This window comes from Magnetospirillum molischianum DSM 120, from assembly GCF_000294655.1.
Lineage (GTDB): Bacteria > Pseudomonadota > Alphaproteobacteria > Rhodospirillales > Magnetospirillaceae > Phaeospirillum > Phaeospirillum molischianum.
In genome coordinates this window covers 31597-45026 of sequence record NZ_CAHP01000022.1, presented here as the reverse complement: position 1 = coordinate 45026, position 13430 = coordinate 31597, and the positions used below count along the sequence as shown (strand labels likewise).

Sequence of the window (13430 nt, the reverse complement as noted above, 5' to 3'; positions counted from 1 at the left end):
GACATCAGGCCAATTGCCGCGCCGGTCCCTCGGGCAGATCCTCGCCGAAGCAACGCTGGTAATATTCTGCCAGGACCGGCCGTTCGATCTCGTCACACTTGTTGAGGAAGGTGACGCGGAAAGCAAAGGCCTGATCGCCGAAGATCCGGAAATTCTCGGCCCAGGTAATCACCGTGCGGGGACTCATCACCGTCGAGATGTCGCCATTCATGAAGCCGGTGCGGGTGAGATCGGCCAGCATCACCATCTTCGACACCAGGGCGCGGCCATCGACCGAATCGAGTTCGGGCTGATTGGCAACAATGATCGCACATTCGGCATCGTGTTCGAGATAATTCAGGGTGGCAACGATGTTCCAGCGGTCCATCTGGCCCTGATTGATCTGCTGGGTCCCGTGATACAACCCGGTGGTATCGCCCAACCCGACCGTGTTGGCGGTAGCGAACAGACGGAAAGCGGGGTGGGGGCGGATCACCCGGTTCTGGTCAAGCAAGGTCAAGCGCCCTTCGACTTCCAGTACCCGCTGGATCACGAACATCACGTCGGGACGACCGGCGTCATATTCGTCGAACACCAGGGCGCAGGGATGTTGCAATGCCCAGGGCAAAATCCCTTCACGGAATTCGGTGATCTGCTGGCCATCCTTCAGCACGATCGCATCCTTACCGATCAGATCGATGCGGCTGACATGGCTGTCGAGATTGATGCGGATACAGGGCCAGTTCAGCCGGGCTGCCACCTGCTCGATGTGGGTTGACTTGCCGGTACCGTGATAGCCCTGGATCATCACCCGGCGGTTATAGGTGAAACCAGCCAGAATCGCGCGAGTCGTATCGGGATCAAAACGGTATGACGGATCGATCTCGGGAACATGCTCGCTGCCCATGCTGAAGGCGGGAACCATCATGTCGGTGTCGAGACCAAACACCTCTCTCGCGGAAATCTCGATGTCAGGCTCGGCCATCGGATGATCCGAAGCGAGCGGGATCTGGGTTTTGGAGGTCATGCGATCGTCCTTGAGGGGAATCGTCCAGCCGGGGTGCTGTCAAGCATCCAGGCTGGTCTTCAGGATATGGTAGGCTTGGTTAATCTGTTTGAAGCGTTCCTCGGAATCCTTATCGCCGCCATTGGCGTCGGGATGGTAGCGCTTAACCAGCGCCTTGTAGCGGGCCTTAAGCTCCACTGCGGTCAAGGGCGGGCGAAGGTCGAGCACCTTCATTGCTTCGTCTTCGGGCGCGGCGGACGGGCGGACCTTGCGCGCCTGGGCTTCGGCCTCTGCCTCGTCGAACAGATCGAACGGATCGTCGAGGACAAAGGAAAACCGGCGCGTGGCACCCTGACGCCCCAACGGCCACGTCGGGCGCTGCCACGTGCTGTCGCGGCGCAACTCGGCCTCGATCGCTTCGGGCGGCATCCCGGCGTAATAATCCCAAGCGGAATTATAAGCGCGAACGTGGTCGAGACAGAACCAGTAATACTCGTCCAGATGGTCGCGCGAACGCGGCGCCCGATGCTCCGCTGTCTGATCGCAACCGGGATGGTCACAACGACGGGGATCGGGTTGGGGGGCCGTCTGGGTGGTGGCGTGGCGCCATGAGCGGCGCGAGTTAGCGGCTTTCATCGTGTCCTCATAATGATGGCTGGCGCAGCTCAAGGCAAGGTAGGGCAAGGTCGTATGACACGCTCCGTTTCGGGTAGCCTCGAATCGCGCTGCCATGAATCCTTCACCTTTTTCGAATTGCGTCCGGTCCGATGCCCGCTATAACCGGGCGTGACATCGTCTCCGCGAGGATCAAAGGAACCTGGCATGTCCGAGCAAGGGGCTCCCTCCCCCAAGATGACCGCCCGCCATCTGGCCGTCCGCTATGGCGGCAAGCTGGCGCTGAAAGACGTCGATCTCGATATCGCCTCGGGGCGGGTAACGGCACTGATCGGCCCGTCCGGCTGCGGCAAATCGACTTTCCTGCGCTGTCTCAACCGGATGAACGACACCATTCCGGGGGCCAAGGTCTCGGGCGAAGTCACCCTCGACGGCGCACCGATCTATGGCCGCGACGGTCTCGACCCGGTGCTGCTGCGTGCCCGCGTCGGCATGGTGTTCCAACGCCCCAACCCGTTCCCGAAATCGATCTATGACAATGTTGCCTTCGGCCCTCGGCTGATGGGGCTGTGCCACGAAGGCGCCGATATGGATGCCGTGGTTCAGTCCAGCCTGGAAAGCGCCGGATTGTGGGGCGAGGTCAAGGACCGGCTGGCGACAAAGGGCACCGGCCTGTCGGGTGGACAGCAGCAACGGCTGTGCATCGCCCGCGCCATCGCGGTCGGGCCAGAAGTGATCCTGATGGACGAGCCATGTTCAGCGCTCGATCCGATCGCCACCGCCAAGATCGAGGAACTGATCGACTCACTCCGCGATCAATATACGATCGTCATCGTGACCCATTCGATGCAGCAGGCGGCGCGGGTCTCGCAGATAACAGCCTTCTTCCATCTTGGCGCGATCATCGAAGTGGGAGCCACCGAACAGGTGTTCACCGCCCCCGCTAAGGAACTAACCCAAGGTTATATCACTGGCCGATTCGGCTAAAGGACGGGCGCAATGAGCATCGGCGAGCAACACATCGTCAAATCCTACGACATCGAACTCGGCAAGCTTGGAGACGCCCTGGCCCGCATGGGCGGTCTGGCCGAAGCCCAGCTTGCCGCCGCGATTGAAGCGCTGGAAAACCGCGACGGCGAGCAGGCCGCAGAGGTGGTTGGCGGCGACGCTCGTATCGACAGCCTTGACGCTTTCATCAACGAGCAGGCGATCAAGGTGCTGGCGCTCCGCGCGCCGGTCGCCGACGATCTGCGCACCGTTGTCACGGCACTGAAAATCGCCGGAGAAATCGAACGGGTCGGTGACCTCGCCGCCAATGTCGCCAAACGCTCGCTGGTTCTGAACCAGCTGCCACCAGTGGCTCAGACCCGCTCGGTCAGCCGACTGGGGCGACTGTCGTTGGCGATGGTGAAGGATGTGCTCGACGCCTATCTCGGCGGCGATTCGGAACGGGCGCTGGTGGTGCGCGACCGCGATCAGGAACTGGACGAAATCCACTCCGCCCTGTTCCGCGAAATTCTTACCTACATGATGGAAGATCCGCGCACGATCACCCCGTGCAGCCATCTTCTGTTCATCGCCAAGAATCTGGAACGGATCGGCGATCACGCGACCAACATCGCCGAGATGACCCACTTCCGTATTACCGGAAAATCTCTTCCCGAAGAGCGGATCAAGTGCGACACCGCCGCCAGCCTTGGTGGCCTGCCCGGCCACGACACGATCTGAGGGAGGCTCCGACTCTCGGACCCTCCCCGTATTTGACCGGGTGTTGGCGGACTGGGGCTTAGGCCGACTTGGCGATCATCGGCCCCAGTTTGCGACCGCCGAAAATATGGATATGCAGGTGGGGCACTTCCTGCCCGCCATTGATCCCGATATTGGACAGCAAACGCCAGCCCTCGGCCGAAACTCCGGCGATCTCGGCGACCTTGGTGACACTGCGGAACAGGGCGGCGATCTCGACATCCGAAGCGCGCTCGGTGAAGTCGATCATCGAGACATAGGCACCTTTGGGGATCACCAGAATATGGATCGGTGCCTGGGGGTTGATGTCGTGAAAGGCAAGCGTGTGCTCGTCCTCATAGACCTTACGGCAGGGAATCTCGCCCCGCAGGATGCGGGCGAAGACGTTGTTGTCGTCATACACCATCACCGGCTTTCCCCCTCTGTGCGCATGCCCCGTCGTCAGCTTTTCTTGGCGCGGGACTTCTTCTCGTCAATACCCGAGGTGCCCAAGCGACGTTCCAGCTCGGCCCACACCTTACCCGGCTCCAGACCGCAATCGGCCCACAGCACCAGCAGATGATACAGCATATCCGCACTTTCGGCGGCAAGCTCGTCGCGGCCTTCGGACAAGGCGGCAACGATGGTCTCGACCGATTCCTCGCCGAACTTCTGGGCGATCTTGCCCCGACCGCGCGAAAACAGCTTGGCGGTATAGGACTTATCGGGATCGGTGCCGCGACGGCTGAGAATAACCTTGTACAGTTCGTTCAGAATTTCGACGTCTTGGGCCATGATTTCGCCCCCTGATTGAATTGGGCACCGGGTGCCACTGCCTAAGTTGGTAGCAGATGCAGTCTAGACTGTCATCCTTGTACATATGACCGATGGGTTAAGGTCGTACCGGAATACCGGCAGCTGCCAGATGAGCTTTCGCTTCGGCGATCGAAAACATCCCGAAATGAAAGATCGAAGCCGCCAGAACGGCGGTGGCGTGGCCGTCGCGGATGCCTTCGACCAGATGGTCCAGGGTGCCGACCCCGCCCGAAGCGATCACAGGCACCGTCACCGCATCGGCAATGGCGCGGGTCAGCGCGATGTCAAAGCCCTGGCGGGTGCCGTCGCGATCCATTGAGGTCAGCAATATCTCGCCCGCGCCGTTCTCGACCATCCGCCGCGCCCAGCCCACGGCGTCGATCCCGGTCGGGGTCCGGCCGCCATGGGTGAAGATCTCGAACTTGCCGGGAGCGACCTGCTTGGCGTCAAGGGCAACGACGATGCACTGGCTACCGAACTTCTCCGCCGCCTCGCGAACGAAATCAGGACGATGGACGGCGGCGGTATTGATCGAAACCTTGTCGGCTCCAGCCAGCAACAGCTTTCGGATATCGTCGTTGGTGCGTACCCCGCCGCCAACGGTCAACGGCATGAAGCATTGCTCGGCGGTGCGGCGGACGACATCATAGATGGTGTCGCGATTATCGACACTGGCGGTGATGTCGAGGAAGGTCAGTTCGTCGGCCCCGGCGCGGTCATAGATTCGCGCTTGCTCGACCGGATCGCCAGCATCGACCAGATCGACGAAATTGACTCCCTTGACGACACGACCGTCCTTGACGTCGAGACAAGGGATGATCCGCATCTTCAGCATGAGCCGCAGCCTTTCAGCAGAGCGATGGCGGCAGCCAGATCGATACGTCCGTCATACAGAGCGCGGCCGGAAATAACCCCTTCCAGACCCGGAACGGTTTTCAACGCACGCAGATCGTCCAGCGACGACACCCCACCCGAAGCGATTACCGGAATACGGATCGCGGCAGCCAGAGCCGCCGTGGCGGCGACATTTGGACCGGCCAACACGCCGTCGCGGTCGATATCGGTATAAATCAGCGCGGCGACCCCGGCGTCCTCGAACTTGCGGGCGAGATCGAGCACGGTGATATCGGCGGTCTCGGCCCAGCCTTCGACCGCGACCTTGCCGCCCTTGGCGTCGATGCCGACAGCGACCCGACCGGGAAAGCGCCGACAAGCGTCCTTGACCAGTTCGGGATCTTTCAAGGCGACGGTGCCGAGGATGACCCGGCGCACGCCACGGTCCAGCCACGATTCAATCGTGGCGAGATCGCGGATACCACCGCCAAGCTGAACCGGAACCGAAACGGCGTTCAGAATCGACTCGACGGCGGCGGCGTTGACCGGCTTGCCCGCGAACGCGCCGTTAAGATCGACGACGTGAATCCACTCGGCCCCGGCGGCGGCGAACGCGGCGGCTTGGGCGGCGGGATCGGTATTGAACACCGTCGCTTCTTCCATCAGGCCGAGTTTCAGCCGGACGCAAGCACCGTCCTTGAGGTCGATGGCGGGAAAAAAAAACATCGCTCACGGCCTCCAGGTCAGGAAATTCTCGATTACCCGCAACCCGGTTTCCTGTGATTTTTCCGGGTGGAACTGGGTGCCGACGATCGAATCGCGACCGATCAGCGCGGTAACCGATCCACCATATTCGACATGAGCCAGGCGATGGGTGGAATCGGCACAGGCGAAACGGTAGGAGTGGACGAAATAAGCGTGCGCCCCCGCAGGCAATCCGGCGAGGATCGGGTGGTCGGGACAGTCGGCGACCAGTTCATTCCAGCCCATATGCGGCACCTTAAGCCCCGCATCCTCGACCGCCAGCGGCAACACTTCGCCCGCGATCCAGCCCAAGCCGCGATGTTCGCCATGCTCGCGCCCGGTGGTGGCAAGTAATTGCATGCCGACACAGATGCCAAGAAATGGGCGGCCCCGACGCAAAACCGCGTCTTCGAGAGCATCGACCATGCCGGGCAGCCGGTCGAGACCAGCCTTGCAATCGGCAAAAGCACCGACACCGGGCAGAACGATCCGCTCGGCGGTGGCGATATCTTCGGCCCGCGACGTGACGAGAATCTGCTGCCCCTGACCGCGTTCAGCCGCGACCCTCTCGAACGCCTTGGCAGCCGAGCGCAGATTGCCCGACCCATAATCGACGATGGCGACACGTCCGCTCACAGGCTTCCCCCCAGCGTACCCTTGGTCGATGGCACTGAATCCGCCTTACGGGGGTCGATCTCGATCGCCTCGCGCAGGGCGCGGGCCAGCGCCTTGAAACAGCTTTCGGCGATGTGGTGGTCGTTTTCGCCGTACAGGCATTCGACATGCAGGGTCACCCCGGCGGCCTGGGCGAAAGCCTGGAACCACTCGCGCACCATTTCGGTGTCGAGCGTGCCGAGCCGATCGCGCTTGAACGCGACCTTCCACACCAGATAGGGCCGGTTGGACAGATCGAGCGCCACGCGGGTCAAGGTCTCGTCCATCGGGACATAAGCCGCGCCGTAGCGATGAATGCCCTTGCGGTCACCCAGCGCACGCGCCACCGCCTGCCCCAACGCGATACCGACATCCTCGGTGGTGTGGTGTGCATCGATGTGCAGATCGCCGCGCGCCTCGACCACCAGATCGATCAGCGAATGCCGCGACAACTGCTCCAGCATATGGTCGAGGAAGCCGATGCCGGTTGCCACCTGATAGCGTCCACCACCATCAAGGTCGACCGAAACGGCGACGGCGGTCTCGGTGGTGGTGCGCTCGATCTTTCCCTGGCGCATTCAAGCCTCCTGATCGCAAGGGCCTCGGTTTAGCAGGTCTCGCCGACGGTCTCAAGCACTTGACGGACGGGGCGTTTTCGATCCGGTCCACCACTGTTGTGAAAGGCCCTCGCTTGTGTTGGCCGCGCCTCCGGCCTATAAGTCTAGAGCGTCCCCCTCGCGGTTACAGTCAGCATGCTGATCACTTGCCCTAATTGCGGAACCAACTTCTCGATCCCCGATGCCGCGCTCGGCACCGAGGGGCGCAAGCTTAAATGCGCCAAATGCGAGCACAAGTGGTTCCAGGCTCCGCTGCGGCTGGAGATCGAGGACAATGACGTCCTTGATCTCGACTTCGAACCGCAGGCGGAACCGGCGACGCCTTCGCCTTTCTCTTCTGCCGAGTCCACGCCCACACCCCCGCCGCCGTTTCCGTCCCAGACCCGCCCGGTTCTTTCCGCTTTTCCCGATCTCGAACCGCCGCCGGGACCCAATTTCGGCTCGCGCCTGCCGCCGGAACGGCCGGACATCGATCTGTCGCATGGGCTGCTCAGCGAAGAACCGCCATCGGTGCCCGACATTTTCGGCTCCGTTCAAGAAAAAGTTCCCGTGGCGGCACCTCCGCCCTATGGGCTGTGCTGGTCCTGCTGGTCCTGGGCGGGCTGGGTGGTGGCGTCTATTACTTCCAGGATCAGGTCGTCGATCTGGTGCCCGAGGCCGGAGACCTGTTGACCCAGGCCGGACTCCGCCACGAAAAGCCCGGCGCCGGTTTGGAACTGCGCAAGGCCGGAACCCCAGAGCGCCTTGTTATCAACGATGTTGACGTCCTGGTGGTACGCGGCATCATCGCGAATATCAGCGACCGGATTCGTGCCGTACCGACGATGAAGTTGATCCTGCTCGACAAAGCCGGTCAGCCAGTCCAGGAAAAACAGGCTCGGCCGCCGACTGCGGCACTCGACCCCCAGGGCACCACCAGCTTCAAACTTTTGCTGGAACGGCCCGATCCCAGCGCGGTCGAGGTGGTGGTGGTTTTCGTTGAATCCGCCGATGCGGCCGCGATCCCCCCATCCAAGCCCCCCCCTCCGAGCGCCCCCGCAGTTGCTCCGGCTCCCGCTCCGGCTCCGACAACTATGCCGCCTGCCGCCGCAATCACGCCGCCCCCGCTTCCGGCGCAATCGGCAGAACCGACACAACCGGCACAATAACCCGGCTTAGCCCTTGACGGTTCCCTCTTCGGCTGTCAGAAGAACCCCCCGGAGCGGGTCACTCGCTCCTGTGGAGATTTTGACCGCTTGCCGCCACGTCAAAACGGCTAAGTGGGTGCATCACGATGGCGACGTTCCCAGCGTCTGATGCCCCTGGTCCCCTGTGGATAGGATCGAGGAGGGCTTGCCCGTGTCCAAAAAGAATTTTCTTTTCACCAGCGAATCGGTGTCCGAAGGGCACCCAGATAAGGTCAGCGACCGCATTTCCGATGCCGTGGTCGATGCCTTTCTTGCCGCCGACCCCCAGTCTCGGGTTGCGGTAGAGACGCTGTGCACCACCAATCTGGTGGTTTTGGCCGGTGAAGTACGTGGACCGGCTTCGGTTACCAAAGATCTGCTGATCGACGCTGCGCGCCACGCCATCAAGGACATTGGTTACGAGCAGGACGGCTTCCACTGGAAGAACGCCGAGGTGCAGTATCACGTCCACGCCCAGTCCGCCGATATCGCCGTCGGCGTCGATGCCGCGGGCGACAAGGACGAAGGTGCGGGCGATCAGGGCATCATGTTCGGCTATGCGGTCAACGAGACCGAGACGCTGATGCCGGCCCCGATCTACTATTCGCACGAAATCTTGAAGTCGATGGCCGAGGCTCGCCATTCCGGCGCCGCCGCGCAGTTCCTGCCCGACGCGAAAAGCCAGGTTACCCTGGAATACCGCGACGGCAAGCCGGTTCGCGCCGCGTCGGTGGTCGTTTCGACCCAGCACATCGAAGCCGCCACCCAGGCCGAGATCCGCGAACTGGTCCGTCCGCACGTCAAGAATGTGCTGCCCGAAGGCTGGTTCCCCGATGAAGCCCATTTCTACGTCAACCCGACCGGCCGCTTCGTCATCGGCGGTCCCGATGGCGACACCGGCCTGACCGGGCGTAAGATCATCGTTGACACCTACGGCGGCGCGGCTCCGCACGGCGGCGGGGCGTTCTCGGGCAAGGACCCGACCAAGGTCGATCGTTCGGCTGCCTATGCCGCCCGCTATCTGGCGAAGAACGTCGTCGCCTCGGGTCTCGCGTCCCGGTGCGTCATCCAGCTCAGCTACGCCATCGGCGTGTCGAAGCCGCTGTCGGTCTATGTCGATACCTTCGGTACTGCCCAGGTCGATGAAGACAAGCTGTCCGACGTGCTTCAGCAGTTGGTCGATCTCAGCCCGCGCGGCATCCGCACCCATCTCGGCCTCAACAAGCCGATTTATGCGCGGACCGCCGCCTATGGCCATTTCGGCCGCGCCCCGGAAGCCGATGGCGGCTTCTCTTGGGAACGGACCGATCTGGTCGATGCGCTGAAGCGCGCTTTCTGACGTCGGTGAGATGGCCGAGGACAATGAAAAAAGCGGCGCGGCCGGAGATCGGCCGCGCTTCTTCGGACGGCGCAGCGGCAAGGCCCTGCGTCGGACAGCCCTCGGCCTGATCGACGGCCTGCTGCCCCGTCTTGCCATCGCCATACCGGGGCCGAACGAACAAATCGATCCCATTACCCTGTTCCCTTGCCCGGTAGACGAGATCTGGCTCGAAGTCGGATTCGGCGGCGGTGAGCATCTCGCCACCCTGGCCGAAGCTCATCCCGGTATCGGAATGATCGGCAGCGAGGTCTTCCGTAACGGCATCGCCAGCCTGCTGGGTCATGTTCAGGCCCAGGATCTGGAAAACGTCCGCGTTTTTCCTGACGACGCTCGCCTGTTGCTCCCGGCATTGCCCGAAGCATCCCTGAGCCGGGTTTTCGTGTTGTTTCCCGATCCCTGGCCGAAATCGCGCCATTCCGACCGCCGGTTCATCAACCCCGACAATCTCGATCAGATCGCCCGCCTGCTCACGGACGAGGGTGAATTGCGCGTCGCCAGCGATGATCCGATTTATGTCGCCTGGGCCACCCGCCAGCTCGACGCTCATCCCGCTTTTCGCCGCGAGCAGGTCACCACCGCGCGCGCAACTCTGCCGTCCGACTGGCCCGCCACCCGTTACGAAATCAAGTGCCTGACGGGACGTGAACCGACCTTTTTCCGCTATCGCCGCATTCCGCGCTGATCGGATGGATGAGGCGATGCGCAGGAAAAGGGCGCAGCCTTAGACCAATCCGACCATCGCCCGCACCTCAACCGCCGAGCGCCCGTCCTCTCGCAACGAACGCAGGGTCTGGGCGTGGTCGCGTTTGGCCAGACGACGGCCATCGGGACCAGTCAACAGCGGATGGTGGCTGTAATCCGGGACGGGCAAATCAAACAGCGCCTGAAGCAGGCGGTGAACATGAGTGGCGGCGAACAAATCCTCACCCCGCGTCACCAGCGTTACCCCCTGATGGGCATCGTCAAGGGTGACGGCGAGGTGATAGCTCGCCGGGCAATCCTTGCGGGCCAGCACGAAATCGCCAAACAATTCGGGACGGGCAACGACGGTCCCGGCGAAGCGGTCATGCCAAACCAACCGCCCCACCCGCCGGGTCGCCTCCGCGCAATCGAGACGGAGGGCAAAGGGCTGGCCGGACTCCCGCAGCTCCAATTGCTCCGCCGGAGACAAATTGCGACAGGTGCCGGGATAAAGCGGACCATCGGGGCCGTGCGGTGCCTGTCCGGCTCCGGCGATGTCCTTGCGGGTGCAAAAGCAAGGATAGAGCAGTCCCTGAGCGGAAAGAACGTCGAGAGCGGCGCGGTATTCGTCAAAATGCTCTGACTGTCGCCGCACAGGTTCTTCCCAAACAAGACCGAGCCAGGACAGATCGGTCAGAATCGAGTCGACGAAAGCCGGACGGCAGCGGCCCAGGTCGATATCCTCGATCCGCAAAAGAAACCGTCCCGCCGCCATCCGCGCGGCCGCGAAGGCGCTCAGAGCGGAAAAGGCGTGGCCGAGATGAAGCTCTCCGGTTGGGCTGGGGGCGAAACGGGTAACGATCATGGCCGAATGCGCGGTTTGGTCCTTCACAGGCGACGGCGGGGCATGATCTTATTACGGCCCCGTACTGGTTCCAGTCTAGCATGGCTGGAAACCGGGCGCGCTTCGCTGGAGGTGTCATGACCGAGCCGTCCCCGACCTTGCCCCCACTGACCGGACCCGAAGTTCCGCCTGCATCCGGCGGACCGGCAGCGCAGTTAGTGATCCTGCTGCACGGTGTCGGCGTCGATGGCTCCGACCTGATCGAGTTGGCTCCGTTCTTCGCGGCAGTCCTGCCCGACGCCGCCTTCGTCGCCCCGGATGCGCCCGAGCCGTTCGATCTTGCTCCGTTCGGGCGGCAATGGTTCAGCTTGCAAGACCGCAGCGGCCCGGCCATTTCCGCCGCTTTGCGCGCCACCGCGCCTCGGCTTGATGCCTATATCGAGCAACAACTGACGCACTGGGGCGTCGGCAATGGCGACCTTGCCCTGGTCGGCTTCAGCCAGGGCGCGATGATGGCGCTTCATGTCGGCCTGCGCCGCGCGAAATCCCCCGCAGCACTGATCAGCCTGTCTGGGGCGTTGGTCGATGCCGCGTCACTGGCCAGCGAAATCACAGTCCGCCCGCCGGTGCTGCTGATCCATGGCGAGCAGGACGAAGTGGTCAATCCTGCCAGTCTGGCTACCGCCGAACAGGCTTTGGCCGCCGTCGGGGTGCCGGTGCTGGCCCAGATGCAGCCCGGCCTGGGCCATGGCATCGACGAGTCGAGCGCACGTCTGGCTCAGGCCTTTCTAGCCCAGACTTTCGAGTGTCCGGTTTCAACATAACGTCATGATGTCGGCATAGATTATCTAGGACAAAACGACTATCGTTTCTCAACCCGTGAAGGGAGAGGCGTTTGGTCGCGTTCGACAACCATCCTGCCCTGGTGCTGAATGCCGATTTCCGGCCACTCAGTTACTTCCCGTTATCGCTGTGGTCGTGGCAGGACGCGATCCGAGCGGTGGTCTCTGATCGTGTGTCCGTCGTATCGGAATATGACCGGGAGATTCGCTCTCCCACCTTTACGATGCGGCTGCCCAGCGTTATTTCGCTGAAGGAATACGTTCCCACGACGCGGCGACCAGCTTTTACACGCTTCAACGTCTTCTTGCGCGACCGCTTCAGTTGTCAGTATTGCGGCCACTCATTCCCGACCCATGAACTGACCTTCGACCACGTTGTTCCGCGCTCACGCGGGGGGCGAACCACCTGGGACAACGTCGTCACCGCGTGTTCACCGTGCAATCTCCGCAAGGGGTGCCGCTCGGCCCGTGCCGCAGGAATGACCCTGCTGGCCAGACCGGAACAACCCTCGACGTTTCGGCTTCAGGTCAATGGCCGGTCTTTCCCGCCCAATTACCTGCACCAATCCTGGCGCGATTATCTGTATTGGGATACCGAACTCGAACAGTTCTGACGCCTCGATACCCCTCGCTGGATCAAACGCAAATGGCGTTAAGCCCGGTGATAGGGATGGCCGGACAGGATCGCCTGCACCCGCCACAATTGCTCGGCCAGCAACGCGCGCACCAGCATGTGCGGCCATGTCATGGGACCGAACGACAAGAGCAGATCGGCACGACTGCGCACCGCCTCGCCATGTCCATCGGCACCACCGATCAGAAACACCAGATCGCTGGTGCCAGACTCGCGCCAGCCTTGCAGGCGGGTCGCGAAGGCCATCGAGCCAATCGCCACGCCGCGTTCGTCCAACGCGACCGTCACCGCGCCGGGCGGCACGCAGCCGAGTAGAAGCTCGGCCTCGCGGGCCTTGAGACGATCGGACGGCAACGGGCGACGCTCTTCGACCTCGCGCAAGGTCAATGGCGGAGTCAGGCGGCGGACATATTGCTGGAACAGATCCAGCTCCGGACCCGAACGGGCCCGGCCGACCGCCGCCAGGGTAACCCGCATCAGACGCCTGCGGCAGCCTGGGGACGCGAGGCAACCTGTCCGGCGGACTCGGCCGGACGGGCCCAGATCTTTTCCAGATTATAGAAGGCGCGGACTTCGGGCCGGAACAGATGGACGATGATATCGCCACCATCGACCAGAACCCAGTCGCATTGCGGCTCGCCCTCGGATGAAACGTGGCATCCGGCCTGTTTCAGCGCCCGTCCGATGTGATCGGCCATCGCGCCAACCTGACGGGCCGAACGCCCGCTGGCGATCACCATGCCATCGGCAATCGAAGTACGGCCGCGCAGGTCGAAGGTAACAATGTCTTCGGCCTTGAGGTCTTCCAGAGCGGCGGTGACCAGGGCGAGCAAATCGGTCGCCGGGGTGGACTCGGAAGGAAGAGGCTGGGTAATGACGGGCTCCTGTCGCT

Annotated in this window: 19 protein-coding genes; 8 read left to right on the top strand and 11 right to left on the bottom strand. The window is 62.6% G+C overall.

The annotated features are described in order from the left end of the window. Window positions 1-4 precede the first annotated feature (4 nt). On the bottom strand, window positions 5-1006 hold the full coding sequence (gene cobS, locus PHAMO_RS10440) for a cobaltochelatase subunit CobS (RefSeq protein ID WP_002729148.1): 1002 nt from the start codon (window positions 1004-1006) through the stop codon (window positions 5-7). A gap of 39 nt (window positions 1007-1045) precedes the next feature. Continuing rightward, window positions 1046-1717: a J domain-containing protein gene (locus PHAMO_RS10435; protein WP_002729146.1), complete on the bottom strand. Its 672-nt coding sequence runs from the start codon at window positions 1715-1717 to the stop codon at window positions 1046-1048. A gap of 90 nt (window positions 1718-1807) precedes the next feature. Here PHAMO_RS10435 and pstB point away from each other — a divergent pair, with 90 nt between their 5' ends. Together pstB and phoU are read left to right on the top strand one after the other, a co-directional pair. After that, window positions 1808-2587 (top strand): phosphate ABC transporter ATP-binding protein PstB, encoded by a 780-nt coding sequence (gene pstB / locus PHAMO_RS10430; RefSeq protein WP_002729144.1) that lies wholly within the window; start codon window positions 1808-1810, stop codon window positions 2585-2587. 12 nt (window positions 2588-2599) lie between these two features. Then, the gene (gene phoU, locus PHAMO_RS10425; RefSeq protein ID WP_002729143.1) at window positions 2600-3328 is read left to right on the top strand and encodes a phosphate signaling complex protein PhoU; all 729 of its coding nucleotides are present in this window, start codon (window positions 2600-2602) and stop codon (window positions 3326-3328) included. Window positions 3329-3386: 58 nt separating this feature from the next. Here phoU and PHAMO_RS10420 read toward each other — a convergent pair whose 3' ends face one another. The 6 genes from PHAMO_RS10420 to hisB form a co-directional block, all read right to left on the bottom strand. Continuing rightward, entirely contained in the window at window positions 3387-3752 is a 366-nt protein-coding gene (locus PHAMO_RS10420; RefSeq protein WP_040566735.1) for a histidine triad nucleotide-binding protein, read from the bottom strand. A gap of 35 nt (window positions 3753-3787) precedes the next feature. After that, entirely contained in the window at window positions 3788-4120 is a 333-nt protein-coding gene (locus PHAMO_RS10415) for a phosphoribosyl-ATP diphosphatase (protein ID WP_002729139.1), read from the bottom strand. Between the two features lie 97 nt (window positions 4121-4217). Then, the gene (hisF, locus tag PHAMO_RS10410; protein ID WP_002729137.1) at window positions 4218-4976 is read right to left on the bottom strand and encodes an imidazole glycerol phosphate synthase subunit HisF; all 759 of its coding nucleotides are present in this window, start codon (window positions 4974-4976) and stop codon (window positions 4218-4220) included. After that, window positions 4970-5701: a 1-(5-phosphoribosyl)-5-[(5-phosphoribosylamino)methylideneamino]imidazole-4-carboxamide isomerase gene (hisA, locus tag PHAMO_RS10405; RefSeq protein ID WP_002729128.1), complete on the bottom strand. Its 732-nt coding sequence runs from the start codon at window positions 5699-5701 to the stop codon at window positions 4970-4972. Before hisA ends, hisF begins: the two co-directional genes overlap by 7 nt. A gap of 3 nt (window positions 5702-5704) precedes the next feature. Next, window positions 5705-6355, bottom strand: coding sequence for an imidazole glycerol phosphate synthase subunit HisH (gene hisH / locus PHAMO_RS10400; protein WP_002729127.1), 651 nt, complete (start codon window positions 6353-6355; stop codon window positions 5705-5707). Then, window positions 6352-6951, bottom strand: coding sequence for an imidazoleglycerol-phosphate dehydratase HisB (gene hisB / locus PHAMO_RS10395; protein WP_002729126.1), 600 nt, complete (start codon window positions 6949-6951; stop codon window positions 6352-6354). Before hisB ends, hisH begins: the two co-directional genes overlap by 4 nt. Before the next feature lie 174 nt (window positions 6952-7125). Here hisB and PHAMO_RS20065 point away from each other — a divergent pair, with 174 nt between their 5' ends. The 4 genes from PHAMO_RS20065 (at window position 7126) to trmB (ending at window position 10219) form a co-directional block, all read left to right on the top strand. Continuing rightward, window positions 7126-7662 carry a zinc-ribbon domain-containing protein gene (locus tag PHAMO_RS20065; protein WP_002729125.1) on the top strand — a complete coding sequence of 179 codons (537 nt, stop codon included), beginning with the start codon at window positions 7126-7128 and terminating at the stop codon, window positions 7660-7662. After that, window positions 7566-8138, top strand: coding sequence for a DUF3426 domain-containing protein (locus PHAMO_RS20060; RefSeq protein WP_002729124.1), 573 nt, complete (start codon window positions 7566-7568; stop codon window positions 8136-8138). The genes PHAMO_RS20065 and PHAMO_RS20060 overlap by 97 nt, the downstream gene beginning before the upstream one ends. Before the next feature lie 190 nt (window positions 8139-8328). Beyond that, a complete protein-coding gene (metK, locus tag PHAMO_RS10380) occupies window positions 8329-9495 on the top strand; it encodes a methionine adenosyltransferase (protein ID WP_002729123.1) in 1167 nt (388 codons plus the stop codon). A 10-nt stretch (window positions 9496-9505) separates the two neighbouring features. Continuing rightward, window positions 9506-10219: a tRNA (guanine(46)-N(7))-methyltransferase TrmB gene (trmB, locus tag PHAMO_RS10375; RefSeq protein ID WP_002729122.1), complete on the top strand. Its 714-nt coding sequence runs from the start codon at window positions 9506-9508 to the stop codon at window positions 10217-10219. 39 nt (window positions 10220-10258) lie between these two features. On the opposite strand, the gene gluQRS is transcribed toward trmB, so the two are convergent. After that, window positions 10259-11083 carry a tRNA glutamyl-Q(34) synthetase GluQRS gene (gluQRS, locus tag PHAMO_RS10370; RefSeq protein ID WP_002729121.1) on the bottom strand — a complete coding sequence of 275 codons (825 nt, stop codon included), beginning with the start codon at window positions 11081-11083 and terminating at the stop codon, window positions 10259-10261. A 116-nt stretch (window positions 11084-11199) separates the two neighbouring features. Here gluQRS and PHAMO_RS10365 point away from each other — a divergent pair, with 116 nt between their 5' ends. Next, on the top strand, window positions 11200-11886 hold the full coding sequence (locus tag PHAMO_RS10365; RefSeq protein ID WP_002729120.1) for an alpha/beta hydrolase: 687 nt from the start codon (window positions 11200-11202) through the stop codon (window positions 11884-11886). A gap of 71 nt (window positions 11887-11957) precedes the next feature. Then, on the top strand, window positions 11958-12518 hold the full coding sequence (locus tag PHAMO_RS10360) for an HNH endonuclease (protein WP_002729119.1): 561 nt from the start codon (window positions 11958-11960) through the stop codon (window positions 12516-12518). Window positions 12519-12556: 38 nt separating this feature from the next. On the opposite strand, the gene rlmH is transcribed toward PHAMO_RS10360, so the two are convergent. Together rlmH and rsfS are read right to left on the bottom strand one after the other, a co-directional pair. After that, window positions 12557-13015: a 23S rRNA (pseudouridine(1915)-N(3))-methyltransferase RlmH gene (gene rlmH, locus PHAMO_RS10355; RefSeq protein ID WP_002729118.1), complete on the bottom strand. Its 459-nt coding sequence runs from the start codon at window positions 13013-13015 to the stop codon at window positions 12557-12559. Next, window positions 13015-13371, bottom strand: a complete 357-nt coding sequence (gene rsfS / locus PHAMO_RS10350) for a ribosome silencing factor (protein ID WP_002729117.1) — start codon at window positions 13369-13371, stop codon at window positions 13015-13017. Before rsfS ends, rlmH begins: the two co-directional genes overlap by 1 nt. Window positions 13372-13430: the final 59 nt, after the last annotated feature.